Raw genomic sequence first — 25,095 nt, forward strand, 5'->3', positions numbered from 1 at the left:
TAGGAGTTATGAATTGAAGCCAGTTTTTAATTTCAAACTCCTAACTCCTAACTCCTAACTACTTCTAAACTTCCGGCAACCAAATAATAAACGTAGTCCCCGGTGCATTGGGTGAAGTTAATTTAGAGTTGATTGCAGGGCTGAAAACCTCGATTTCGCCCTGCATTTGCTCTATTAATTGTTTAGCGATCGCTAACCCCAAACCTGTGCCCGGAATTTCTGTTTGCGCTTGTACACCTCGATAATGCCGTTCTCCAAGATGTTCTAAATCCTGGGGTGGAATGCCAGGCCCGTTATCACTAATAACTATTCCCTGAAAATTAGCTTTTTCTTGTCCCGCCTGAATCAAAATTTTGCCACCAGTGGGAGTATATTTCAAAGCGTTATCAATAATGTTAGTTAACACCTCTCGTAATGCTTTGACGTTGGCACGTACTAAGGATGAATTCTGTTTAATTTCAGTTATTAGTTTTAGCTTTCGCTCTTGGGCGATCGCTTTGGCTGATATTAATAATGGTTCTAATATATCTGCTAGGGAGCAGTCAACTGCTTTATCTCCCGTTCCCGGCAATAATAGCGGCGGTTTAGCGTCTTTTTGGATAGTTGCTTCTACAAATACTTCATCTTCAGGCAGATGTAGTGGTGCTAAATCTGCCTCTGTCAAGTCAATTACTTGTTCAAATTGTTGCAGTAATTCTTGAAGGCGATCGCTTTCTCTGACAATACTATTTGCCACATCCCGGTTAGCATCTGCTGGTCGTAGTCGTTTCAATAGCAGTTTGCCAAAAGTCCGCAATGCCGTTAATGGGTTACGAAACTGATGCAATAGATTATCTAGCAAATCCCGCTGTTTTTCTTGAAGAATTTGTTGCTCGCGTAACTGTTGCTCAAACCATGCTCGCCGCTGATCTAAAATACAAGCGATCGCTAATGTTTGCGCTATCCGTTGAATTTGATTTTGCTCGTGTTCATTCCATGCCCGATCTTTCCTGCGTGTCACTAGTAACCCCATCATCACACCCTCATAAATCAGAGGTAAAACAATTTGGTTGCCACTAAGTAGGTATTCCTCTTTAAGATCGGGTTGAGACGCATTTGGTATCTCAGACTCCCGTGAGGAAGTTGGAGATTCTGAACCTGCTGTCAATAACCTTCCCTGATGATTGTGTAATATAAACGCATTTCCAACTTGAAGTTGCTTATATGCCGTCGCTTCAATAGTTTCCTCTCCTGGTAGCAATAATGCTGTTTCTGGGTAAATCACCACAGGAATAAGTTTGGCATCGCCAGAAGGAGTATCTACCAATTCTTGTGTTAGGTACACAATACTTAAAGTTGCTCCTAGCCCTTGGGTTAGTAGCGCTATTTGCTCTCGACACAGAGCAAGAAAATCAGAACTGGCAGACATTAACATTTTTTAGCTCTTGCTCAAGATTATAGATTTTGAGGCATGATGTAAGAGAGGATACTTAATTTTTACCTCACTCATTTCATAAAGCTTAACTAAAATTTTCTTAGAGATGGTTTCTACTAGGGGATTATATTCTTACGTGATTTTATTTTCTCGATGTTTCAAAGATATTAACTTTCTTATATTAAAAGGTTAAAAACTATTGATATTCTGAACTAGAACCTATATAATGACGACGGATTTTGTAGCTATTACTACAATCTATAGCTTGAAAGAGGAGGACAATAGATTGGCAAGGAGACGCAAAAGGAAGAGTCGTCGTCGTCAGGAAGGACGGCGCATTTTGGAGCACGTGCCTCAATATAGCATCGAAAGTGGCGAAGAAAAGCCTGTAACAGCAGCTAGAAGATTCATTCAAGCTGAAGGAATTTTGCCACCAGCGTTGCTACTTGTAAAGCGAAATGAACACACTACAGATCGTTATTTCTGGGCAGAAAAGGGACTGTTTGGTGCTCAATACGTAGAGGAAAACCATTTCTTGTTTCCTAGTTTGAGGGTGTTAGAACCTTCACCAGGTCAAGAACCTCTTGCTTTAGCTAGTCGGTAAACCATAGATGGTCATCTTGAGCATTGAATGTGGCTCCTGACTATTATTAACTGGCAAAATTGCTAAGTTTATGCAAAATTTAATTTTTTTTTAGTTTGTAGCTGATTTGCCAGTAAATCTAGTCCAGGTAGTTGGAAAGTGAACTTGTTTCAAACCACGCTAGATTGCATGGGTTGATACTAATTTGATGATGCAGAAGGGAGTGGGTATAGAGCCAAGCGCGTCTAAAAGGAAGAGTGAAGTTGCGCTCTTATGCCGTAGATGGTTAAAGTTTGCTCTGTCAATGAATTTAAGTTAATGAATTTAAATTTTTTCCCCACGACTAAAGTCGTGGGGAAAAGTGACAAAGCAGCAATCTTGATTTTCTCCTGACTACTTTCCATTGCCTAAAGAGTAGGTTAGGTCAGAAGTCTGCATATCATAGTTAAGAGATGGTCGCAAAAATCAACAATTATTTCCCAGGCTTGAGCTGTAGAGTCCTCTGCAACTCACTGAGTTCATCTCGATGGGCGACTACAGTTATCTTACTTGAGGAGGTTTGTTCGCTCTGAGTTGTTTCGACTTTGAGCGACACCTTCTCAAGTCTTCCAGATTTTTTCCAATAAAATAGACCACTTAAAGGCGACAGCAGTACCATCGCCAGAACAAGGGTACTGAGGCTAGGAAAAAGCAGGTATGTAACTAGAGATAGACAAACAATCCCAGTCGCTGCCAGTAAAGTTAGAAATATAGCTAAGAACCAGCTGGGACGAACATTACCTTCAAAAATTACCTGATTTTGTTCTCGGTCTACCGCTGCCACTCGGTAAGACCGCGATCGAAAGTACTCTTTTAATTGAGACATTAAAACAGCTTCATCTTGCTCAGATACCAGTTGCGCCATTTCTATGCGGTCTTTAGTCGAGGCACGAATAAAGAAAAACAGCCCAACCGATAACAACAAGGTTAGCAGGAACGTAGATGGCAGAATAGCAGTATCCATAACTAATTGTTAGTGTTTGACTGGAGGAGACTTATTCATTATCAATGATTCGTTACTTTTTCCTCCCGTTGATATAGTGAAGCCATTGAAAAGCTAAATCCTGAGCTTGAACTTGCCATTCGGGAGAAACTTGGTACATCCGCCTGGGGCGTCCCCGTCCTTCGAGTTTCTTCCAATATCCAGTGATTGCCCTTTGGTCTTCCAGAAATTTGATTGCACTGTAAAGTACGGTATCTGAAAGCCGATAGACGGGATACTCAGTTTCTAATTGCTCAATCAACTCGGTTCCGTAGGATTCACCTTGTAATAAAACAGACAGTATGTAACAAACTGCTAGTTCCTGACAAAGGTAAGTTGGCGGAGGATTCTCAAAAAATTGATATATATCCTCAAGTTTCATGGTTAGGTGAATGGCTAAAAAAAATGCATTAGGGTAAATTCTATAATCCTTGTAGTCAGTATACAGTGCTACTACTACGTGAGTAATACATATAAAGCTACTTAGACTAGATATCCATTGCGTAAACATCAAACAGTTACCCACGCCTGTGAAGTTGTGGGGCGAGTTTGCGAGTTTTAAGAGTACAAAACAATGTACCCCCACTCAAGCTCGATACGGTGTGGTGAGGAGCGAACAGACAGTGAGAGAGTCACTATCTTGGTGCTAACTGATGCCGAGCTGCTTAGAACTGCTTAAGCAATAAAATGCCATCGAAGAAATTTTACAGGTAAAATGCTGTTTTGTCTGTAAAACTTAATAAACACTTTTTTTTACAGTGATTTTCCCAATGCAAATTCTAAAAGCTTAAGCTAAGGGATATATCTGGGATCGATCTGCTATGTCAGTGGACACACTTAAGCAGTAACCATTTCTGATTTCCTCGATCGCAGAATTTCTTGTCTTATTTGGCAAGTGTAATAGTAAATTTATCAAAGAAGGCGCTAAATACTAGGGGAAAAAAGACAGGAGAGGGGAGACGTAGGGAAAGAACTCTCCGTGTCCTCGCATCCCTTCGTCCTCTCGTCCTCGCCTTCTTTTATCAAGCACTCAGCATATTAGCGATCGCTATGTCACAAACTCCCGATGCCCCATCATCTTCCTCAACTCTTAGGGCAATTGCCCAAACTTTTCGCCTTACAGGTTGGATTAGCTTCTGGATTCAGCTAGTACTAGGCGTTGTTTCTAGCATAATTGTGCTGCTGTTCGCCATCTTTAATCAAAGAACTGGCAGTTCTAGTAATAATCCTGGGACTGGCTTTGGTGTATTTTTAGCAATTTGTGGACTGGTTGTTTTAGGTGGGGGGATTTATTTAGCTTACCGTTACACAAGGATTGGCAAGCAATTGGAATCCTCCAATCCCAGTAACCGCCCTCGGAAAAGCGAGACTGTGCAAGTATTACGCTTAGGGGTGTGGGTGAATTTAGGGGGAACGCTAGTGACTCTTTTGGGGGCGCAAGCGATCGTTGGAACACTCGTAGCACGATCCATATCTCCGCAAGCGATAACTACCCAATTTTTTGACCCTACCCGGATTATTAGCGGTCTAGATATGCTTGTAGTACAGGCAAACACCAACACCGTCTCAGCCCACTTTGCAGGGCTGGTGGCGTCACTTTGGTTACTCAATCGCATTAACCGACCTTAGAAAGGGAAGTTGGAAGAAAAGCTACAAAGTCAAAAATCAGCAATTCTTTTGACTTCTTTTCCCCTCTTTTTCAGAGGTTATATGGCAATAACTCAAATATGTTGATTGTACTTTTCCGAAATTATCAAATTACAGCGTGAAGACTAATACGAGTTACTTATATTAACACCCATCTAAAGAGTGATATTAAAACCGTTATCAGGGTGAATTAATCTTTATTGGAGGTCTGACACTATGAAAAAACTAGAGATATGGAAGTTTGGGATACAAGTACTTTTTAGCACATTGATGATTGGATTATGTAGTTCCCTAATCTTTATGGAACGCGATAATAGCCAAAACCAGGCAGTCTACTGGAGTGGTTTATCAGGTGTACTTGCCTACTGGCTACCCTCACCTGCAAACACTCAGGAGTCCAGAAAATCTGAAGATTAATCCCAAATTTTGGGTTTTAAATTTTTCTAGACCTGCCAATCCTGCCAGGGCTAGAAAAATTTAAATGGTTGCTTTTCTGCTCATACAAAGCCAAAATCAGTATATGCTGATGTGTTGGCAGGTAGATAATAGGCTAAAAACTGAGAAAAATCTGTGCTGGATATCAAGCAAATACGGGAAAATCCGCAATTAGTTCAAGAACGATTGAATAGTCGTAGTGGTAAATACGACATCGAACCGATATTACTGTTAGATCGGCAACAACGGGAACTTGAGGGGACGCGTAGTCAACTCCAAGCCCGGAGCAACGAAATTGGTAAAATTGTCGGGCAGAAGATTAAATCTGGGATCAATCCTCAAGACCCAGAAATTCAAGCTTTGCGGGATGAAGGTAACTCTGTCAAAGCGACGTTGAGTCAACTGGAACCCCAAGAAAAAGAACTCAAAGCTCAAATTTCCCAACTTGTGTTGGCACTTCCCAATTTGCCAAGTGACTCTACACCCCTTGGCAAGAATGAAGAAGATAACGTAGAAGTGCGCCGTTGGGGTGATGAGTACATTCCCCAAAATCCGAATATTCTCCCTCACTGGGAAATTGGCGAAAAGCTGGGTATTCTCAATGTTGAACGAGCTGTAAAAGTTGCCCAAAGTCGCTTCGTGACATTGATAGGCGCTGGTGCTGCATTGGAAAGGGCATTAATTCAATTTATGCTGAGTCTCCATACTCAGGCTGGATATGTAGAAGTTAGTCCGCCGCTGTTAGTGAATACCGAGTCTTTGACGGCGACCGGTCAGTTACCCAAGTTTGCGGAAGAAAGCTTTAAATGCGCTGATGATGACTTATGGCTGATTCCGACAGCTGAAGTTCCAGTTACAAATCTCTACCGGGGTGAAATTCTCGCTGCTGAAGATTTGCCTATTTACCACTGTGCCTTTACTCCCTGTTTTCGCCGCGAAGCTGGTAGCTATGGGCGCGATATGCGGGGATTAATTCGCCTGCATCAATTTAACAAGGTGGAAATGGTGAAGTTTGTCGAACCCAGCACCTCTTTTGATGAATTGGAGAAATTGGTAGGGAATGCAGAAGCAATTTTACAGGCATTGAAGTTGCCTTACCGAGTAGTAAATCTAAGTACTGGAGATTTGGGATTTGCTTCTACCAAAACTTATGATTTAGAGGTTTGGTTGCCCTCTTCTGGCAAATACCGCGAAATTTCTAGTTGTTCCAATACTATAGATTTCCAGGCGCGACGGGCTGATATTCGCTTCAAAGAGGCGGGGAAGAAAGGCACTCAGTTCGTACATACCCTCAATGGTTCGGGTTTGGCGGTGGGACGGACGATGGCAGCAATTTTGGAGAATTATCAGCAGCCTGATGGAACGGTGAAGATACCAGAAGTATTGCAACCTTACTTGGGGCGTGAAGTTTTGTAATTAGTCATTGGTCATTTGTCATTTGTCATTTGACCAATAGCTTCTTGCATAAATAATTTTTTGTCTTATGCAAAGGCGAGCCAGTACTTTGGGTGGGTGTTGATGTAACAATACATAGGTAAATGTAATAAATAATTTTTGAAAATAGATTATCCAGGGCGAAGCGGACACCCTAAAGGAATAACAAACAGGATAAGATTCTGTTGACCTTCAATGAGGATTGGGGTGGGATAATGGAATTATTGCGATCGCTCACTATTTCAGATTTAGAACCGTTTCTAGCTGAACCGACACAGCTTAACAATCAACCCGTTGCCTTACAACTAGCAGTGACGAGTTATTCCCAAACCCCACGCCCCTTGCTAGAAGTCTTAGTTCATAGCCCCCATACGCCCATTTCCGAAGCCGCACAATTGCACATCAACTGGGCAGGAGAACTCAGTGAAAATGGGCAGAATGCCGTTGAGGAAGTCTTAAAATCGCGCTATCTGGGGCAAAATGACAAATTAGCAGTCGAACTGATCAAAATTGCCCCTGTTCCCCCCTGCTTCCTCAGTGAGTGGGTTCCTAGCCAATATCTCATTCAAGCCCTCAGCAATACCTATTTACCGCCACGATATCATCTCCAGTTACTGGAACGGTTAGCAAAAGAACCCAGCCTAGAACCGCGTTTACAAGTCGCAGAAGATCCTCAAACCCCCTTGGCGTTATTAGAATCCTTAGCGGGAGATTTGGAGTTAGCTATTCGTCTCTCTGTGTCATATAATCCCAGTTGTCCGCCGGAGTTAGTGCGCTTAGTGCAAGGACAGCATGAGATAGCGCGTAATTGCGATACTGATGCAGAACAGTTAGCAAATTTAGCACAAAGCCGTTGGGATTGCATACGTTTAGCAGTGGCAAAAAATCCCTCAACTTCTCAAGAAACCCTGCTGGCTTTGGCAGCGGATAAAGTCTTTAAAATTCGGTTGGCTGTGGCGAAAAATTCTGTTACCTCAGCCCAGGTTTTGGCGGTATTAGCAGACTCTGATCAGGAAATTCAAGCTGTGGTGGCGGCACATAACAATGCTACTGAAGAGATTTTAGAAAAGCTCCCACAGTATCCTAATACAAATGTGCAGTTGGCTGCTAGAAGAAAACCAGAATCAAATATTGATCTTATTATTCAACAACGTGCAACTCCTGGAGAAATTCTCGAAAAAATTGTTAATAGATCACATAATCACCAGAAAAAAGAAATCGCAAAACATCCAAATGTTTCGACCAACACTTTAGAAAAACTTGCAGAAGATTCTAGTTCTAGAGTAAGGTTAGCTGCTGCTCAAAGCTTTTATATTTCTACTAGCTTGAGAGAAAAGTTATTAGAGGAATTAGCAACAGATGAGTTGACAATGATTCAGGCAGCAGTTGCAGGTTGGAGTAAAACTCCTCTTCATTTAATAGAACAGATCGGATCAGATATATTATCTAAATCTGAACCTGATATTTTAGTCTGTGCCGCATTAATTGGTAATATTAAAACTCCAATTGATTTAAAATCAACAATCATAGAACATTTCAATCTGCTCAACTTAGATTATGATAGAAATTTAGAACTATGTATAGCTCTAAAAATTAATGAAGATATTCCCATTGTGCAGGAAAATAAACGAAGAGACTTTTTTTATAAAATTAACTCAAGAGATATAGATACAATAGCTGGAAGTTTATATTCTCCTATATATATTCTAGAGCAAATCGCAGCATTAGGAACACAAAATGCACATTTAGCAAAAAATCCTGCCACTCCACCTGAGATATTAGTTCAGCTTGCTAGACAGCCTGTTGAAAAACCGATTAATAATGTTAAACCAGCTAAACCAGTTAAACCAGTTAAACCAGTAGTAGTGCGTCAAATAGTTTTAAATAATCCCAGCTTACCTACTTTAGAACGCTATCGGTTATTAGTTGTTCTTGAGCAAGAGCAGGAAATAGCAGAAGCAAATCAACTCCTTGCCAATCGTCTTAACAGTTCCTATGGTTTAGCACAAATTGTTGAAACTGGAGATCAAAATACTAAACTCATCGCAGCCGGTAGCAAGAAAACTCCAATTCCTATCCTTGAACAACTAGCAGAAGATAGTGATGCAACCATTCGTCAAGTTGTCTCCCAAAATCGTAACTTACCGCTTTCTGCTCTCTTGAAACTCACCCAAGATGAGAATCTAAACGTGCGCCTGAACTTGGTGCGTCATCGTTCCAATCAAATAGAAATTTTAGAACGATTAGCTCACGACGAATCAGATTGGGTTAGAGCAGAAGTTGCAGGAAATAAAAACACTCCTGTAGAAATATTAACTCAACTTGCTCAAGATTCCAGTAGAAAAGTGTGGGAGAAACTAACTGGAAATCAGAATACACCTGTAGAAGTTCTCGAATTTTTGGGAGTAGAAAAGAAAGTTGCTAGTGCTTACAATCGAATTTTTGGGAGTAGAAAAGAAAGTTGCTAGTGCTTACAATCGTAAAACTCCAGGAAATGCCTTAGCCGCAGTAGTAGAGGACACTTTAAAAAGAGATAGTCGTACACAAAAGGAAGTTTTCGAGTATTTGCTCAGAAATCTGGAAGGCTCTCAAATGCCTGCCAGTACCCTCGAAAAACTAGCAACAAACACAACTTCATGGATTAGATCAGACGTTGCCCATCATCGCAATACTCCGTTGTCTGCATTGGAAAGAATGATAGATGATACTTATGAACCTGTTCTTTGGGGTATAGCCAGAAATCCTAATAGCTCACCACAATTGCTAGAGAAATTGCTGAATAAAAATGATGAAGAAGTTGCTGGTGCAATGGTAGAAAGAAATGAAATCCCTGTCAATTTAATGGAAAGGTTGTTAGAAGATAAGTCCCAATATGTTCGTGAAGTTGTAGCATTAAGTCTCAATCTCACTCCAGAATTGATGGCAAAAATAATTGCTACAGAATCAGAAGAACCTGTCTTAATTTCTCTTGCTCGTAACCCGAATCTAACATCAGAACTATTAACTCAATTTATCCAGCATTCTAATGCAAATGTGCGTATTGTTTTAGTCCGCTATCCCAACTTAACCGAAGCTCATTGGCAACAATTAGCCCGAGATAGAGCCTTACCAGTCCGCGAAGCTGTTGCTGCTAGTGGGAATGTGCCGGCTCAGGTTTTAGAGCTTTTATCAAGGGATGAAAAAGTAGAAGTGCGGCTGAAAGTAGTAACAAATTCTCGGACTCCAGCAAGTGCATTAGTAGCTTTGACGCAAGATGAAGATTTAACCATTCGTGCTGCGGTGGCGACTAATCCTAACTTACCATCGGCTCAACTCGAACAACTTGCCCGTGATGAAAAAGTAGAAGTGCGTCGTGCTGTAGCGAAAAATCCTCATACCCCGGCTGCGGTGCGTGCTTCCCTGCAAGATTTAGTCAAATCGGTTGTAAATCAACCCCCAAACAGATGACTTAGAGACAGTATTATCGGAGTATGTCGAGTCAGATGTTCCTTTTGTACGTTTGGTGGCATTGCTGCACCCTCTCACCCCTGCTGAGGTGTTGCAACAGGGGGCGCAATCAGCATCTTGGCTAGAACGTTACGCAGTGGCTGATAATCCCGCCACACCAACAGAAATTAAACAACAGCTTACCGAAGATAGTAATCAAATTGTCAGAGCAGTAGCGATCGCAAGTTTAAATTAAGTATAGGAGAAAAAATTCATGAAACCTGAAACCGAGCAATGCTTAGGGATACTGGAAGTCCTTTTGGAGGAAGAAATACGCTACTCTCTTCCATGTCATGAAGATGGTGCAACTTTAAAACCCTATGCGTGGGATGCAACGATAAAAGGTGAATTTACACCCTTAAATCTGATTAAATCTGAAGGTTGGATAATAGAAATTGACCCAGAAGTTGCTTTGGCAAATTGGCTGTTGCCAGAACAGAATGGTTTAGCATCGAGTCTTATTTATGTTTACCATAAAGATCCAGAAAAATTTCTACTGGATGAACCTAGTAAAAATAAAAGATATCAACGATATTTTAAGTTACTACGTTTATTAGAAGAGAGAATTAATGATTTACAGGCTTTTACTTTCAGCTATAATTCTCATTATTCACTATCTGTGGTTGTGGGAAGAGTACCTGATAGTCAACGCTGGATTTGTCTTTCTTCAACTGTTCCCCAAGAAACACCTAAATTTATTAATAACCTGATTCACTGTTCACCATACAAAGAAGAAAAACAATCTAATTTAGAAGTAGAAAAATTGTCAAAAATTGAGAGGAAAATTAATAACATTATTAAAGAGTTAGGCAATATCAGAATATATGGCTACTATGATGGTGGATATCATCATTTTCATCATCACAGTATCGTTTTGGCATCAGAAAATAGTCAAGAAGAAGCAATTAGCAATGCTTTGTTGAAATCTGGCTTAGTTGAAATTTATAAAGTTAAAAAATTTATGATTCAAGGAAATGGAGGTTGGGGCTTTTCTGTTCATGATAGAGATTTTGATAAAGATAATGTTACTAACTTAATCAAGTTGTTAAATACTATGTTTCCTAAATTGTTACTTTATCGCTTTTGTTTTTGGGATTACGAACATCTTTATATTTTAGGAGAGACAGACAATTCCCAACAGGATAGTTCCGCTTCCTGGGTCGGAGTTGCTATTCACAGTCAGTTTATCTACAATCCTTAACTCTATCGTCTATAGATTTTGATGCAGCTTGGATTAGTGTTGCCGCCACTTTTTTCGCCTGTGAAGCAGTTGACCAACTTCCTTCCATCATTGCCACCACGATCGCAAGCAGTTACCTGGCTAACTGTTAATGCATCTTTTGACTTGAAATAATGCCCCATGCCCAATGCCTAAGCCCCATGCCCAATACCCAATACCCAATTAGAATGGAGATAACCGTATCTTAATATCTTCACTAAATTTACTCTATGTCAGTTTTAGCAGCGATCGCAGTCTTGGCTGTTTTGATCTTGGTACACGAGTTGGGGCATTTTGTTGCAGCACGTTCTCAAGGCATTCTCGTTAACCGTTTTTCTTTGGGTTTTGGCCCAGTGCTTTTAAAGTACCAAGGTTCACAAACCGAATATGCTGTCCGCGCCTTTCCTTTGGGCGGTTTTGTGGGCTTTCCCGATGATGACCCCGATAGCGATGTTCCACCCAATGACCCAAATCTGCTGCGTAACCGTCCAGTTTTAGACCGGGCGATAGTTATCAGTGCAGGAGTAATCGCCAATTTAATATTTGCCTACTTGGTGTTGGCTCTGCAATTGGGTATTGTCGGCATTCCCAAGGAATTAACCTATCAAGCTGGTGTCGTTGTACAGCCTGTTAATCAAGAATCTGTTGCCTATCAAGCAGGAATTCGGGAAGGAGATATTATTCTGGCTGTTAACGGTCAGGAACTCCCGGCTTCTGATAAGTCAACTCCTTTGCTGACTAAAGAAATTCAAACTCATCCCAATCAGCAAATCGAACTGAAAATTCTGCGTGAAAATCAACAACAAAGCCTGAAATTAACACCAAAATTGGGAGCTGATGGCAAAGGTGTAGTTGGTGTAGCACTTAGTCCAAATGCTACAGCAGTTTATCGGCGTCCTAATAGTCCTTTTGAAATTTTTGGTCTTGCTGCTAACAGATTTCAACAATTATTTGTTGGTACACTCAGCGGTTTTGGTCAGTTAATTACCAACTTTCAACAAACTGCTGGACAAGTTTCTGGGCCAGTTAATATTGTCAAAATAGGTGCAAAGTTAGCTGAGGATAATAGCGTAAATCTATTGTCTTTTGCGGCAATTATCAGCATTAACTTGGCTATTATCAACATTTTGCCTTTACCAGCTTTGGATGGCGGACAACTCGCTTTTCTATTGATTGAAGGTTTACGCGGTAAGCCTGTACCGTCCCGTATTCAAGAAGGTGTAATGCAAACTGGTTTGGTGTTACTCTTAGGGTTAGGAATTTTTCTGATAGTCAAAGAAACTACTCAATTAACTAGCCAATTGGAGTGGGTACAAAAATTGTTCCAGTGAGCATTACCCGCAAATCGTTATCTAAAAAGCAACGGGCAATAGAAATTTTAGCTCGTTTGAAGCGTCTTTATCCAGATGCTACTTGCTCTTTGAACTACTCAACGCCAATACAATTGTTGGTGGCAACGATTCTCTCGGCTCAATGTACTGATGAGCGAGTGAATAAAGTAACACCAGTTTTATTTGGTAGGTTTCCTGATGCTGAGAGTTTAGCGATCGCTGACTTGGTAGAATTAGAAAGTTTGGTGCGTTCAACCGGATTTTATCGCAATAAAGCTAAAAACATTCAAGCCGCCTGTCGGATGATTGTCACTGAGTTTAACTCTGTTGTCCCCAACCAGATGGAGCAATTATTAAAGCTTCCAGGTGTGGCGCGCAAGACAGCAAATGTAGTCCTAGCTCATGCTTATGGGATTAATGCTGGCGTGACAGTAGATACTCACGTCAAGCGCCTCAGCGGACGTTTGGGTTTAACAGAAGCAAAAGACCCCGTTCGGATTGAGCAAGATTTAATGGGTTTATTGCCTCAGCCTGATTGGGAAAATTGGTCAATTGGGCTGATTTATCACGGTCGTGCTATTTGTAAAGCCCGCTCTCCTGTCTGCATTGCTTGTGAGCTTGCCGATTTATGTCCTGCTGCAAATCAGCCAGTGGTTGTAGGATAAGCGACATAAGTAACCCCAGAATTGATGGAGAGACTGTAGAATGGAAAACGGTGTCTTTAAATAAGTTAGAGAATATATGGCTAAAAAGAGCATGATTGAGCGCGAGAAAAAGCGCACTAGGTTGATAGAAAAGTATGCTGACAAGCGGGAAGCTCTTTTGGAAGAGTTCAGAAGTGCAGCATCTCCTTTGGATAAGCTAGAAATCCACCGGAAGATTCAACAGCTACCCCGGAATAGTGCGCCCACTCGCCACCGCAACCGTTGCTGGTTGACTGGTCGTTCTAGAGGTGTTTACCGCGATTTTGGTTTGTCTCGGAACGTACTACGAGAATGGGCGCATGAAGGTCTTTTGCCTGGAGTTGTTAAGTCTAGTTGGTAGTCAAGAGTCATTAGTCATTAGTCATTGGTAAATAATCAAAGGACTAATGACAAAGGACAAATGACAAAATATTATTGACCACAACACTTATCAATTCCCAGACTTTCTAAGAGTAGATCGCTGACGGCGTTGGCGATCGCAAACTCTCCGTAGAAGCTATTGGAAAAATCATAGGACTGCATCTCTGTGACAATGGCAATTACCAGAGAGCCAAGGTCGTTTTCTCCTTCCATCCGTTGACGCACAAAAATCTGTGCTGCTCGTTGGGCAATATTTTGGTTTACTGCTTCGGGGATAAATTCTGTATCTAGCCACCGTTGTAAGCGTTCTCGTAACCATTCACCTTCGAGTAGAGGGTTTTCGGGCGGTGGTAGGGTGATGGGTGGAATTGGTTGTGTCATTTTTTTAAACGCAGAGGGACGCGGAGGGAAACGCAGAGGAACGCTGAGGTTGACTGTTAGCATCAAATTCCGTTTCTCTAGTGTTTTTTTATTATTTATTTATGCAATATGATATCGCCGCTATTGTTGAGGGCTATGCACAAGGCTATTTTCTCATGGCTGATGAACGCGATCGCCTGAGTTGGTACGGAAGTCGCGATCGGACTTTGATTCCCTTGGATGAGCGGTTTCGCTACCCCAAGTCTTTGCAGCGCGTTCTGAATCAAGAACGGTTTACTGTGGCGATTAATCAAGACTTTCAGGCTGTGGTGGCTGGCTGTGCTGACAGAGAGACAACCTGGATTTCACCGGAATTACGAGAGATTTATTCGCTACTTTACCAGAATGGTTATGCTTATAGTTTTGAAACTTGGCAGGGTGACGAATTAGCCGGGGGAATTTTAGGGATTGTGATTGGTGGGGCTTTTATTGGCGAGTCAATGTTTTACCGCATTCCGGAAGGTTCAAAGGTGGCGATGGTTAAGTTGGTGGAAAGATTGCGTCAGAGGAAATTTGTGTTTTTCGATGCCCAAATGATGAATCCCCATTTAGAGAGGTTTGGGGCTTATAGGGTTAGGGATGAAGAATATCAAATGCTACTTAAGCAAGCATTGCAATGTAATTCTATTTTAGTATAAATAATTACAGATGTAATTATTTTGGCATAATCAAACCAAACTATATAAAGAAAGATAAACGAGGCTATAACCCTCTTTAATTGTGGCTCCTGCCTTATCCCAACGACAAATTTTTACGCCAATCTATTTAATTAATAATAAAGGTATTGCTAAGTAGGTAGGCATAATTAAATATAAGATGTCATTGCGAGCAAAGCGAAGCAATCCCAGAGACTTTGCGATTGCTTCGCTTTGCTCGCAATGACGGAACATACATATTATATTTATTCACGCCCATCTACTTATAAAAATCTTTCAATCATTAGAATAGCGATCGCGACCATTTTGTTTAGCATTGTACAGTGCTTTATCTGCTGAAGCAATGAGTGTATCTGGCCTGATGTTCCAAATGGGTATGCGAGAGGTAATTCCTAAACTAACGGTGATGATATTCTTGACATCAGACTGTACATGGGGAATAGCCAGAGCATGAATTGCTTGCTGAATACTTTGCGCTACTTTTATCGCTCCCGCTAAGTCAGTATTGGGCAAGAGTACCAAAAATTCTTCTCCACCATAACGCGCTACTAAATCGGCAGGACGATGAATTGTCTGTTGCACTGTTTCCGCTATCCTCATTAGACAATCATCGCCTGCAAGATGACCATAGCAATCGTTGTAAAGTTTGAATTTATCAACGTCAAACATAATCAGTGACAGGGGTTGTTGTTCTCGTGCAAGGCGTTTCCATTCTGCTTTGAGTCGTGCATCAAAGCAACGACGGTTAGCCACCTGAGTCAAGCCATCTAAATTTGCCAGTTGTTCTAGTTTCTGATTTGCATCTTGGAGGGCCAATTCAATTTGTTTTCGTCCAGTGATGTCGCGTATCGTAATAGCAAAACCATCATCTAGTTTGACTGCAACAAAGTGATACCAGCAAGAATTGCCTAATGGATGGTAAAAATCCCGTTTTAAAGCTTCCCCGGTTTCAACAAGATTAACGAAGTGATTAAAGAGTTCTGGTTCTAGATGGGCTAAGAGTTTTTTTAGTACTAATTTGCCAATCATCTCTTCACACTTGCTTCCGAAGGCTCTAGCAATGACAGGATTGATAACTAAGCAACGAAAATCCTCAATGTCCCCAGTTACAAGGTTGCGGACAGCTTGCATAGCGGCTATACCATCTAGCGAACTATTCAAAATACTGGCTAGCATTGCCCTAGACTGATATAGTATCTCTTCTGTTTCCCTACGCTTAATATTTTCTTGTTCTAGAAGCCTTTGCTGGCGTTGAATGGTTAACTGATTTTCTAGGCGCGCTACAACTTCTTCCATCTGAAAGGGTTTGGTGATGTAATCTATGCCCCCTGACTCAAAGGCTATCACTTTATCGAAAACATCATCTAAAGCACTAATAAAAATAACAGGAATGGTGCGTATAACTTCATGTGCTTTCAGAATTCTACAAACTTGATAGCCATCCATTTCTGGCATCTTGATATCTAAAAGAATGATATCTGGTCGCTTCGCCTTTACTGTTTTTAGTGCCATCCGCCCACTTGTAACGCTGCGAACAGTGTAGCCGAGTTTGACCAGAGAATCACTTAATAAATGTAAATTATTGGGACTGTCGTCTACTAAGAGAATATTACCTTTATTTTCTTTATCAGAATCAAGATTCATTGCTTCTCAGGGGTTCGGCTAAATCAACCAATTCCTCAAATTCAAATTGACGAGCAAGTTTTGTTAAAGATTGAATTAAAAATGTTTCTGTTTTGGGAATATCTCTAATTAATTCTATGACACGATTAGTATTTGCTTCTAAAGCAGCTTCATGAAATTGATTAATCCATTCTTGAGACATACACATTAGATTGTTAGATGTTAAATAATTTTTTTCTGTATCTTCAAAATTTGAATAATTATTTTCAGCAAATATATATTTGACACCAAGATGTTTGGCTAGTGCATCAAAAATTGTATGTTCTGCAAACGGTTTACGGAGAAAATCATCACACCCGGCTGAAAGAACGATCGCTTTTTCTTCTTCTAAAACACTCGCCGTCAGAGCAATTATAGCTGTAGCATTCCCCTTTGTAGTGGACTTGATATATTTTGTAGCTTCGTAACCATCCATGACAGGCATTCGCATATCCATCCAAATCAGGTGGGGTTCCCATTCATTCCAAATAGCAATCGCTTCTTTGCCATTACTAGCTTCTTTCATTTCAAACCCTAACGGTTGTAAAAGTTTAATTAATAATTGGCGATTAATAGGTTTATCATCTACTATTAATAGTTTATATATAGGTTGTCCTGGTGCAAGTTCTAATACTTTTGGATGTATTTCTAAAGTATTTATATTGGTTGGCTGACCTAATTTTGCTTGAATATAAAATTTAAAAGTTGTCCCTACACCTAATTTACTTTCAACAGAAATAGCTCCTCCCATTAACTGAATAAACTTGTGACTAATTGCTAAACCTAAACCCGTTCCTTCTTGGGACTCTTTTCCAGCTTGTGCTTGAGAAAAAGCATTAAATAGTTTGGGTAATTCTGCGGCTGCAATTCCCACTCCTGTATCATAGACTTGAAAATCAAGGGTTAAAATATCTGCAATTTCTTTACTAATATTATTTACTGTTAAACTAACTGTTCCTTTTTGAGTAAACTTAATGGCATTACCAATCAAATTAATTAATACTTGCCGGAGTTTTAACTCATCTGTGCAAATATAAGATGGAACATTTTTACTACGTTGAAATATTAAATTTAAGCCTTGATTACTTGCCTGTAAATGTAACATATCTTCTAAGTCGTCTAGCAAACGATACAGGTCAAAGTCTCTAGGGTTAAGAGTAGTTTGACCCGCTTCAATTTTTGATAAATCGAGAATATTATTAATGAGCGTTAGTAAATAATCACCACTATGATAAATGATCCCGGCATTTTCATAATGCTCGGCAGGTAAGTTGTTAGCACGTAACATTAATTGAGAAAAACCTAGAACAGCATTGAGGGGCGATCGCAACTCATGACTCATATTAGCAATAAATAAACTTTTAGCTTGATTTGCTACTTCGGCATTGTCCTTAGCAATGACTAATTCTGCTGTTCTCTCTTGTACCCGTTGTTCCAAAGTTTCCAAAGATGTTTGTAACTGAAGTGCCATGTTGTTAAACGATTTTCCCAGTTGACCTACTTCGTCTTTTGATTTATTTTTGGCGCGGATATCTAAGTTACCTGCGGTAAACTGGGAAACTATATTGGTAAGGTGAATTATTGGCTTTGTTAGCAGTTGCCCAATGGCAAAAGCGATGATTGTCACTACTCCAGCGATAAATGCAAATAGAAAAATTGTGTTACGAATTTGCTTTTCTACAGGTGCTAGGGCAACAGCAAGGGGTCGTGCAAACAATACAGACCAAGGTTTATATTGCAAACGAGCGATCGCAATCAGATTAACCTGATTACCTGTTGCTTCCAAGGATGCAATTAAATACGACTGTTTATTATCCAATGCTTGTTTAAGCTTTGCCTCATTAGTTGCCAATTCTTTGGCAGAAGAATTAGGCAAACGACCTTCCAATTGCAGTTGAGTTACAATATCATCAGGCAGAGGCACAACTGATTTAAAAAGTAGTTCTGGTGCAGTGCTATGTGCCAGATAAATATTATTGTCATCTAAAAGAATCGCAAAAGATTTTGCCCCGGCTCGTTCAGTTTGTCGAGTTACTAACTGCTGAACAACAGTAGCATTATATGAAACACGTAATATACCTAATATATCTCCCTTGGCATTGCGAACCGGACTGCTAAAACAGAGGGTAATAAGATCGGGAATTGTCGGCGATCGCTTCATACTAGAAACAAACGAGAAACCAGTTTCTAGCGGTTTTTTAAAATAATCTTGAACTGATTCATCTTTGCCAATATTTAGTGTACGTATATCCAATACATTTTTCCCGTTTAAGTCGAGCAAAGCATAAGAGAGAATATTGAGCATATCTTTGCGACTGAGACGGATTAATGTTTCTGTCGCCAATTGCATTTCGGGGCTGTCGTCTCGCTGTTTTGGAGTTAGGCTGAGGTAGCGTGCCAAACCTGGTAAAATCGCCTCTACGCGCACGGCATTGAGATTTCCATCAATAAAGGCATCTATTCTGTTAGCGGTTTCGTTAGCCGCCGCAGATAAAGCTTGTCGGGCGTTGTCAGTTAGTGCTTTTTCGGTTGTCTGTTTGTTGACAAATGCCAATAACAGCAACGGAATCAAAGCAACAACGAGAAACGAGGCGATTAACTTTGTACGGATGCCGCCCAAAAAGGAGTGCTGCATAACTTCAAACTAGGGGGGATTCAAGAAGGAAGAATTGAACAAACTTTTTAGCTCAGGAATACGCGTCATGTTTCCAGAGCGAATAAAAAAGTCTGCATATATATTGGCAGTTTTGTAAATGGAGTTAGGGTTGCTAGATTGAAAATATTTTTGATTTTCACTTAAATCAGTTAGGTCTATTCCCTCCAGTGAGAGAGTATCGATCGGAATTTTTAATGCTTTGCTGACGATCGCTTTTCCTTCCTCAACATTTGCTTTCCAGTAGGTCGAGGCTTGCAGCCATCCTCGCACAAATGCCCGAATATCTTCGGGGCGATCGCGGATTGTCTCACCGCGAAAGATAATTAAATCTAAAATCAAGCCAGGGGTTTGTTTGCTAGTAAATAGGATATTTCCCCCTAATTTAATCACTTCAGAGAGATAGGGTTGCCAAGTGTGTCCGGCTTGAATAGTATTATTTTTCAAGCGTTGAGGAATTTCTGAAGCCTCTAATTGAACTAAATTCACATCATCACTAGTGAAATTGGCAGTTTTTAACATTTCAGTCACAAAAACTTCGCTAAAACCACCTAGATTTGCACCCAGCTTTCTCCCTTTCAAGTCAGCTACGGTTTTAATTTTTGATTGGGCGACTACCACATCTGCTCCTATTGATTCATCTATAACGATCGCGCCTTGTATATCTGGATTTGTGGCACTCAAGATGATAAAATTTCCCAAAGACGATGTAATCCCATCATACTTACCCGCATTGAAGTTTGCTTGTACCAATTGGGCGTATTGTTTATGAATTAGTTCCACATCTACCCCTTGGGCTTTGAAGAATCCTTTTTCTTGAGCAATGATGCCTGGAAGCTCTCCAACAAAAGATGCAAATGCCACTTTCAATGGAGGGCGTTTTACTTCAGTTGGTACTGAAGTATTACAAGCAAGTAGTAAACAGGCGGTAATGAAGAAAATGCTAATGTATCTGAGTAGTTTAAGCATAGAATTTTTGATGTTTTTTAATTATTGTTAATCAAAGATTCCGCCAAACAAACTAATTGTTCAAATTTAAATTACCGTGTAAATTTCGTCAGTAATTGTATTAAAGGAGTTTTGGTTGTTGGATTTGCTTCAAAATTGATAAATTCTGACCGCAAGAGCGGCTTAAGAATTTAATTCACAGGTATTGTTTTACGGCCGCTCCAACAAGGTATTATGGTTCAAATAAATGAAAAAGCCTGTAATTGCAAAGAGAGCGATCGCTCTTTTCCACTGTTATATTAGTCTTTAAATAATCCCGCACCCAATCACAACTGTATTTCAGTAGGTTGAGATGGAGAATTTGTTCTAAATCCCACATAATCACAAGTTGGTCATCTCCGCCAGAGGCGAGGGTTTTGCCATCGGGGCTAAAGGCAACACTGCTGACATTAGAAGTATGTCCATTCAGGGTGACGAGTAAAGTACCATCAATTTTCCAGACTTTGATCGTATTGTCAAAACCTGCGGCTGCCAGCATTTGACCATCTGGACTGAATGCTACCCTCGTTAAGCCAATACTTTTACCATCAAAGATCCTCACCAGAGTGCCATCACGTTTCCAAAGTCGCAGACGACCATCTCCACCTGTAGAGGCAATAAATTGACTATTCGGGCTAATGGCAACCCCAAAAACTTCACTCTTATGTCCTTCTAAGGTGCGATAAGGTTTATCTAACAGGCGTTCGCTATTTTCTGAAATCCACAGTTTGATAGTGCCATCAGCACTAGCAGAAGCGATAAACTGCCCATCTGGACTATAAACAATGTCCCAAATCCGGGCTGTATGCGCCTGGATAATTTGCTGGAGTTGGAACTCTCCATTGGAGTTGCGTTGCCAGAGTCTCAGCTTGTAATCAAAACCCACAGTCACTAGCCGATTGCCATCAGGACTGTAGCTAACACCTAAAAGACCGATACCCGGGCCTTCCAGAATGGTTCGCTGATTGCTGTCTAGTTGCCACAGTCTCACAACACCCTTAGAACCAACGATCGCTAAAGTTCGCCCATCGGGGCTAAAGTCGAGACTAAGCATTCGAGAATCTTCTTCAACAATGGTTTTGGCGAGAGAACCATCGCGTCTCCAGAGTTTGACTTCTTTGCCAGCAACGGAAGCTAGCCGTTGCCCATCAGGGCTAAATGCCACCCGCCAGACCATTTCTTGATGGCCATTGAGTAGCTTTATTAAGGGTGAGTTGACTCTCCAGAGTTTGATGGTGTTGTCGTGACTGGCAGAGGCGAGAGTTTCTCCATCGGGACTGAAGGCGATGGTTTGAATATTTGAGGTATGCCCCTGCAAAGTTCTTAATAAAGTACCATCTATTCGCCAGAGTCTCACGGTTTTATCAGAACCGCCGGAAGCAATAGTCTGCCCATCAGGGCTAAAGGCTACACCAAATACTTCAGCAGTGTGCCCTTTAAAAGTTCTCAGGAGATTGCCTTCTCGATTCCACAGTCGCACTATCTTATCTGCACCGCCAGATACTAAAGTTTGTCCATCAGGGCTAAAAGCAACACTCCAAATAGTTGCGCTTCCGGCTGTGAATGTTTTGAGCAGCGTTCCATCCAATCGCCAAAGCTGATTAGTGCCGCCTACCATAGAAGAAGCGAGAGTTTGACCATCGGGGCTGAAAGCAATTCCCCACACACCACGCTCATGTTTAAGAGTTCTGATTAAAGTGCCATTTAGTTGCCAAAGCTTAACGCTAAAATCGCCACTGGCAGAAGCGATCGTTTGTCCATCTGGGCTAAAGGCAACTCGCCACACCGCAGATTTATGCCCTTTAAAAATGGTCAACAATTTACCATCGATCGTCCAAAGACGGATAGCGCCATCAATACCGGCAGCAACGATCAGACGGCTATCGGGGCTGAAGCGAACGCTTTGTATGGTTGCAGTATGTGGTATTGTTCTCACCAGTGTTCCATCTCGCTTCCATAGCTTGACTGTGCGATCGATACTAGATGAGACAATCCACTGACCATCAGCGCTAAAATCAACGCCTAAGACGATCCCTTGATGTCCTGACAGGCGATTGAATTCATCAGCACCGTAGACAGCTTGTTGTAATACTTTGCGAGTTTGGAGATCCAGGGTATTGGCATCTGCCAAATTTTGCAGATCGAGCCGTTGAAATTTCTCTCTGGCTCGGATTGCTTGTACCAGTGCATCTAAGCGTTGATTGGAATTAAAACTCCCATTGGAAGCAGATGCGATCGCCCGTACCTCACTCAGTGATGCTTGTCGATCGGCGTAGAGTGTTGTGAACCCCAAGACAATAACTGCTAGTAGGGCCAAACTTACCCCTAGCAGGAGTCGTCGCTGAAGGCGGGCGCTCTTTTGTTCGCTCGCCAATCGCGCTTCAATTTCTTTAAGCCGTTCTACTTCCATTTTTTGCTGGACTTCCCGACGTTCCAATTCTTGGCTGGCTGCTAAAAATCGATAGTCCAAATCGCTGAGACTTTTACGCTGAGTCCAGTCCAAAACTTCTTGTAAGGCATTCCCCCGCAGCAGGCGTGACTCATCTTGAAAGCCCGATGCTACCCAAGCATTGAATGGCTGTGAGTAAGGGCGCAAATTGTCTAACTGCCTTAACACCCATTCACTATTGAAAATACTGCGGTAGATGGGATTTTTAATTCTGAGATAGCCGTTGCGCTTCTCGACCAATCCCGATAGTAAAAGCTCCGTCTGTTCTTGGCTATCATCGGTAGGCACGGGAGATATTGGAGGTAGAGGATACCAAGAGTCGTTAGTATTTTTATTCTTTGCGTCCTCTATTTCCTCTGCTTGCAATACCTGCTGATAAAGACTCAATAACCGTCCGGCTTGTTGTTGGTTGAAAAGTAGGCGATCGCGAATCGTGCGGAGGTGTTCGGGTTCATCTTGTGATTCCCAATGTTGGATAATGTGCGATCGCACCAATTCTTCTACCCAATACGCCTCAGTTTTTGGGGATAGGATAATTTTCCGCTCTGATGTATTTAAGGCAGTTTGGAGAACTAATTGACAAAGTTTTTGAGTGAGAAATGGTTGTCCCCCTGTCCAATAGATCGCTTCTTGCAGCACGACTTCTGGTTGACTGATTGCTCCCTGTAACCCGTTTAGCAATGGGCTAGCTTCATGCAATCGAAAACCGTATAACTCTATAGCTGTCCCAATGTTAAAAGGTGTTCGGCGTTTGTCAGCAATTAAGTCAGATGGACTGGCGACTCCAAACAATGCAAATCCCAGGCGTTGAAAATTAGGATCGTGTGCCTGCTGATTGTAGCAATGACGAATCCAGGCAAAAAAGTCATTGACCGGAAAATTCAAACTTAGCAAACTATCAATTTCATCAATTAAAATGAAAATGCCTTTAGCTTCGCCGCCGCCTTCAGAATCGCTCTTGACATTTGGCAGCAATACTTCCTCAACAAACTGGTGTAGCTTTTGTACAGGAGACAGACCTGTTTGCATATTCCACCATTGCTTAAAGTTAACGTGTTCCGCCAGATTTAACCCGTAGAATATGCTGACAATGATCCCTTTATACCATTGTGCTGATGTGGTATCCTCGCTACCTAATTGCGTCACGTCTAAGTAAACACATTTATAGTCTTCTGACTTGAGACGACGACTTATTCGCTGTAGTAGGGATGATTTACCCATTTGGCGAGAGTTGAAGACGTAGCAAAAATCACCATTTTTCAGACTGGTATAAAGTTTTTCGTCTGCTTGACGCACAACATAAGTGGGATCGTCACTGTGGAGGCTACCGCCAACTTGGTATCTCATGTGCAAAGTGTGATTAGAAAAGGAAGAGATAAAGAAGGAGTCAGAATTCAGAATTCAGGATTCAGAATACTATATCCATGCCCCACTATCCCGTTCGTGAAGTGTCTTGTAGAGTAATACCAATTTGAAAAAAGGATGCGACAAATAGACCATTTGTAGAGACGCGATTCATCGCGTCTTTACCCAAGGGTGTGTTGCAATCATTAATTGAATTGGTATAAGACGGTGAAGACTGGCTATGTAGTAGATGCGATGCGGCGGTCACTGAGCCTGTCCTGAACGTAGCCGTTGGCGCAGCCGTACCCCTCCGTGGAAGCAAGCTACGCGCAGCGTCTCGTAGAGAAGTGCGGGCTACGCGCGGATGGAGAAACAGCGGCGCAATGGTTTGCCTTTCGCCAAGATTATGATTTACTGATTGTGAACTACCCCGGCGTAAGACGGACGGGGCTTCCCAATTGCCTCGTTCCCAGCCTCCAGGCTGGGAAACCATTTTGCGAGGCTCCGCCTCCTCTTTCTTGACCAGAGGCAAAGCCTCTTGGAACTCGTATCCCAGTCTTCAGACTGGGAACAAGGTTATATTGACCAAGGTCAGTGGGTTGATTAAATCCGCCAAATTTATCAAAGCAATTTCGTCTTTGTCTAACCATCGCTAACCTTGACCCGGAAAACATGGCAGATTACTTGAATAAGTACCAAAAGTCTGATAGGAAAACCATACTAATGAGAATTTGGACTACTACTGCTGTGCTAGCTGCTTTTTGGCTAATATCTGGGGTCATCGGTTCTAAGCCAATCAACGCTACTTCTGTTTTGGTAGAAAATGCCATATCATCTCCGGCGCCAACGAATGCAAAACAGATTACTGTCAGTAACACCGAGTTTGGTCTGAAGAGAGTTGACTCCAAAGGAAACGTTACCATTTTCCAGACAACAAGAGTGCCACTTCAGGAAGGAAACACCTACGGGTGGCGGATTAAACTCAAAAACTACCAAGGTGAAGTGAAATGGCGTGAAGTCTTGTATTTACCAAAACCTCCAGAAACTTGGGGTACAGATAATGGTGAAGATTTCTCAATATCAGCAGACGGCAAGACATCTGTAACACGACGCACACAGTCTGCTCCAGAAGGTGTAATTGAGAATTTTTGGACAATCGCCCCTGGCGATCCAGTTGGTAAGCATAGAATAGAAGTCTATATTGATAACCGTTTGATCGGTACTTTCCAGTTTGAAGTTATTCCAGTTAAGTAGAGATGAAGGGCATTGGGCACAAGAGGCAGAGGGGAA

At 41.5% G+C, this 25,095-nt stretch carries 23 protein-coding genes; 14 read left to right on the forward strand and 9 right to left on the reverse strand.

What is annotated here, in order from left to right; translation table 11 throughout:
- Nucleotides 1-64: 64 nt before the first annotated feature.
- Entirely contained in the window at nt 65-1,414 is a 1,350-nt protein-coding gene (locus V7K44_RS24450; protein WP_334935242.1) for a GAF domain-containing sensor histidine kinase, read from the reverse strand.
- A gap of 286 nt (nt 1,415-1,700) precedes the next feature.
- Between V7K44_RS24450 and V7K44_RS24455 the strand changes: the two genes are divergently transcribed.
- Nucleotides 1,701-2,018: a DUF3155 domain-containing protein gene (locus tag V7K44_RS24455; RefSeq protein WP_041566316.1), complete on the forward strand. Its 318-nt coding sequence runs from the start codon at nt 1,701-1,703 to the stop codon at nt 2,016-2,018.
- Between the two features lie 451 nt (nt 2,019-2,469).
- Here the strand turns inward: V7K44_RS24455 and V7K44_RS24460 are convergent, their stop codons facing one another.
- On the reverse strand, nt 2,470-3,000 hold the full coding sequence (locus tag V7K44_RS24460) for a cofactor assembly of complex C subunit B (RefSeq protein WP_334935244.1): 531 nt from the start codon (nt 2,998-3,000) through the stop codon (nt 2,470-2,472).
- Between the two features lie 52 nt (nt 3,001-3,052).
- On the reverse strand, nt 3,053-3,400 hold the full coding sequence (locus tag V7K44_RS24465; RefSeq protein WP_334935246.1) for a PadR family transcriptional regulator: 348 nt from the start codon (nt 3,398-3,400) through the stop codon (nt 3,053-3,055).
- A 668-nt stretch (nt 3,401-4,068) separates the two neighbouring features.
- Between V7K44_RS24465 and V7K44_RS24470 the strand changes: the two genes are divergently transcribed.
- The 11 genes from V7K44_RS24470 (at nt 4,069) to rpsN (ending at nt 13,614) form a co-directional block, all read left to right on the forward strand.
- A complete protein-coding gene (locus V7K44_RS24470; protein ID WP_334839129.1) occupies nt 4,069-4,647 on the forward strand; it encodes a DUF3611 family protein in 579 nt (192 codons plus the stop codon).
- Between the two features lie 234 nt (nt 4,648-4,881).
- Nucleotides 4,882-5,082 carry a hypothetical protein gene (locus V7K44_RS24475; protein WP_194044275.1) on the forward strand — a complete coding sequence of 67 codons (201 nt, stop codon included), beginning with the start codon at nt 4,882-4,884 and terminating at the stop codon, nt 5,080-5,082.
- Nucleotides 5,083-5,235: 153 nt separating this feature from the next.
- The gene (serS, locus tag V7K44_RS24480) at nt 5,236-6,516 is read left to right on the forward strand and encodes a serine--tRNA ligase (RefSeq protein ID WP_334935248.1); all 1,281 of its coding nucleotides are present in this window, start codon (nt 5,236-5,238) and stop codon (nt 6,514-6,516) included.
- Nucleotides 6,517-6,719: 203 nt separating this feature from the next.
- Nucleotides 6,720-9,002 (forward strand): hypothetical protein, encoded by a 2,283-nt coding sequence (locus V7K44_RS24485; RefSeq protein ID WP_334935250.1) that lies wholly within the window; start codon nt 6,720-6,722, stop codon nt 9,000-9,002.
- A complete protein-coding gene (locus tag V7K44_RS24490) occupies nt 8,959-9,981 on the forward strand; it encodes a hypothetical protein (protein WP_334935252.1) in 1,023 nt (340 codons plus the stop codon). The genes V7K44_RS24485 and V7K44_RS24490 overlap by 44 nt, the downstream gene beginning before the upstream one ends.
- Before the next feature lie 55 nt (nt 9,982-10,036).
- Nucleotides 10,037-10,216, forward strand: coding sequence for a hypothetical protein (locus V7K44_RS24495; RefSeq protein WP_334935255.1), 180 nt, complete (start codon nt 10,037-10,039; stop codon nt 10,214-10,216).
- An 18-nt stretch (nt 10,217-10,234) separates the two neighbouring features.
- Nucleotides 10,235-11,221, forward strand: a complete 987-nt coding sequence (locus V7K44_RS24500; RefSeq protein WP_334935257.1) for a hypothetical protein — start codon at nt 10,235-10,237, stop codon at nt 11,219-11,221.
- Between the two features lie 21 nt (nt 11,222-11,242).
- On the forward strand, nt 11,243-11,374 hold the full coding sequence (locus tag V7K44_RS24505; protein ID WP_334935259.1) for a hypothetical protein: 132 nt from the start codon (nt 11,243-11,245) through the stop codon (nt 11,372-11,374).
- Between the two features lie 95 nt (nt 11,375-11,469).
- The gene (gene rseP / locus V7K44_RS24510) at nt 11,470-12,570 is read left to right on the forward strand and encodes an RIP metalloprotease RseP (RefSeq protein WP_334935261.1); all 1,101 of its coding nucleotides are present in this window, start codon (nt 11,470-11,472) and stop codon (nt 12,568-12,570) included.
- A complete protein-coding gene (nth, locus tag V7K44_RS24515; protein ID WP_334935263.1) occupies nt 12,546-13,235 on the forward strand; it encodes an endonuclease III in 690 nt (229 codons plus the stop codon). The genes rseP and nth overlap by 25 nt, the downstream gene beginning before the upstream one ends.
- Nucleotides 13,236-13,311: 76 nt before the next feature.
- The gene (rpsN, locus tag V7K44_RS24520) at nt 13,312-13,614 is read left to right on the forward strand and encodes a 30S ribosomal protein S14 (RefSeq protein ID WP_012410383.1); all 303 of its coding nucleotides are present in this window, start codon (nt 13,312-13,314) and stop codon (nt 13,612-13,614) included.
- A 71-nt stretch (nt 13,615-13,685) separates the two neighbouring features.
- Here rpsN and V7K44_RS24525 read toward each other — a convergent pair whose 3' ends face one another.
- Nucleotides 13,686-14,015 carry a hypothetical protein gene (locus V7K44_RS24525; RefSeq protein WP_012410384.1) on the reverse strand — a complete coding sequence of 110 codons (330 nt, stop codon included), beginning with the start codon at nt 14,013-14,015 and terminating at the stop codon, nt 13,686-13,688.
- Nucleotides 14,016-14,116: 101 nt separating this feature from the next.
- On the opposite strand from V7K44_RS24525, the gene aat reads away from it, so the two are divergent.
- A complete protein-coding gene (aat, locus tag V7K44_RS24530; protein ID WP_334935265.1) occupies nt 14,117-14,692 on the forward strand; it encodes a leucyl/phenylalanyl-tRNA--protein transferase in 576 nt (191 codons plus the stop codon).
- Between the two features lie 294 nt (nt 14,693-14,986).
- Here aat and V7K44_RS24535 read toward each other — a convergent pair whose 3' ends face one another.
- From V7K44_RS24535 to V7K44_RS24555, 5 genes are all read right to left on the reverse strand, one after another.
- A complete protein-coding gene (locus V7K44_RS24535; RefSeq protein WP_334935267.1) occupies nt 14,987-16,354 on the reverse strand; it encodes a diguanylate cyclase domain-containing protein in 1,368 nt (455 codons plus the stop codon).
- Nucleotides 16,344-19,007 carry a hybrid sensor histidine kinase/response regulator gene (locus V7K44_RS24540; RefSeq protein WP_334935269.1) on the reverse strand — a complete coding sequence of 888 codons (2,664 nt, stop codon included), beginning with the start codon at nt 19,005-19,007 and terminating at the stop codon, nt 16,344-16,346. The genes V7K44_RS24535 and V7K44_RS24540 overlap by 11 nt, the downstream gene beginning before the upstream one ends.
- Before the next feature lie 9 nt (nt 19,008-19,016).
- On the reverse strand, nt 19,017-19,994 hold the full coding sequence (locus tag V7K44_RS24545; protein ID WP_334935271.1) for an ABC transporter substrate-binding protein: 978 nt from the start codon (nt 19,992-19,994) through the stop codon (nt 19,017-19,019).
- A 211-nt stretch (nt 19,995-20,205) separates the two neighbouring features.
- Nucleotides 20,206-23,808 carry an AAA-like domain-containing protein gene (locus V7K44_RS24550; RefSeq protein WP_334935273.1) on the reverse strand — a complete coding sequence of 1,201 codons (3,603 nt, stop codon included), beginning with the start codon at nt 23,806-23,808 and terminating at the stop codon, nt 20,206-20,208.
- A gap of 85 nt (nt 23,809-23,893) precedes the next feature.
- Nucleotides 23,894-24,298, reverse strand: a complete 405-nt coding sequence (locus V7K44_RS24555; protein WP_334935275.1) for a hypothetical protein — start codon at nt 24,296-24,298, stop codon at nt 23,894-23,896.
- 230 nt (nt 24,299-24,528) lie between these two features.
- On the opposite strand from V7K44_RS24555, the gene V7K44_RS24560 reads away from it, so the two are divergent.
- Complete coding sequence (locus V7K44_RS24560) at nt 24,529-25,059, forward strand: hypothetical protein (RefSeq protein ID WP_334935277.1); 531 nt, start codon at nt 24,529-24,531, stop codon at nt 25,057-25,059.
- Nucleotides 25,060-25,095: the final 36 nt, after the last annotated feature.

Origin of the sequence: Nostoc sp. (genome assembly GCF_036917235.1) — a bacterium.
Taxonomy (GTDB): domain Bacteria; phylum Cyanobacteriota; class Cyanobacteriia; order Cyanobacteriales; family Nostocaceae; genus Nostoc.

Excerpts from the sequence above, each read along its gene's own strand:
- V7K44_RS24450 (WP_334935242.1), bottom strand. The coding sequence starts at position 1,414 with ATGTTAATGTCTGCCAGTTCTGATTTTCTTGCTCTGTGTCGAGAGCAA.
- V7K44_RS24460 (WP_334935244.1), bottom strand. The coding sequence starts at position 3,000 with ATGGATACTGCTATTCTGCCATCTACGTTCCTGCTAACCTTGTTGTTA.
- V7K44_RS24465 (WP_334935246.1), bottom strand. The coding sequence starts at position 3,400 with ATGAAACTTGAGGATATATATCAATTTTTTGAGAATCCTCCGCCAACT.
- V7K44_RS24470 (WP_334839129.1), top strand. The coding sequence starts at position 4,069 with ATGTCACAAACTCCCGATGCCCCATCATCTTCCTCAACTCTTAGGGCA.
- V7K44_RS24475 (WP_194044275.1), top strand. The coding sequence starts at position 4,882 with ATGAAAAAACTAGAGATATGGAAGTTTGGGATACAAGTACTTTTTAGC.
- V7K44_RS24500 (WP_334935257.1), top strand. The coding sequence starts at position 10,235 with ATGAAACCTGAAACCGAGCAATGCTTAGGGATACTGGAAGTCCTTTTG.
- V7K44_RS24505 (WP_334935259.1), top strand. The coding sequence starts at position 11,243 with ATGCAGCTTGGATTAGTGTTGCCGCCACTTTTTTCGCCTGTGAAGCAG.
- rseP (WP_334935261.1), top strand. The coding sequence starts at position 11,470 with ATGTCAGTTTTAGCAGCGATCGCAGTCTTGGCTGTTTTGATCTTGGTA.
- rpsN (WP_012410383.1), top strand. The coding sequence starts at position 13,312 with ATGGCTAAAAAGAGCATGATTGAGCGCGAGAAAAAGCGCACTAGGTTG.
- V7K44_RS24525 (WP_012410384.1), bottom strand. The coding sequence starts at position 14,015 with ATGACACAACCAATTCCACCCATCACCCTACCACCGCCCGAAAACCCT.
- aat (WP_334935265.1), top strand. The coding sequence starts at position 14,117 with ATGCAATATGATATCGCCGCTATTGTTGAGGGCTATGCACAAGGCTAT.
- V7K44_RS24535 (WP_334935267.1), bottom strand. The coding sequence starts at position 16,354 with ATGAATCTTGATTCTGATAAAGAAAATAAAGGTAATATTCTCTTAGTA.
- V7K44_RS24540 (WP_334935269.1), bottom strand. The coding sequence starts at position 19,007 with ATGCAGCACTCCTTTTTGGGCGGCATCCGTACAAAGTTAATCGCCTCG.
- V7K44_RS24545 (WP_334935271.1), bottom strand. The coding sequence starts at position 19,994 with ATGCTTAAACTACTCAGATACATTAGCATTTTCTTCATTACCGCCTGT.
- V7K44_RS24550 (WP_334935273.1), bottom strand. The coding sequence starts at position 23,808 with ATGAGATACCAAGTTGGCGGTAGCCTCCACAGTGACGATCCCACTTAT.
- V7K44_RS24555 (WP_334935275.1), bottom strand. The coding sequence starts at position 24,298 with ATGGTTTCCCAGCCTGGAGGCTGGGAACGAGGCAATTGGGAAGCCCCG.
- V7K44_RS24560 (WP_334935277.1), top strand. The coding sequence starts at position 24,529 with ATGAGAATTTGGACTACTACTGCTGTGCTAGCTGCTTTTTGGCTAATA.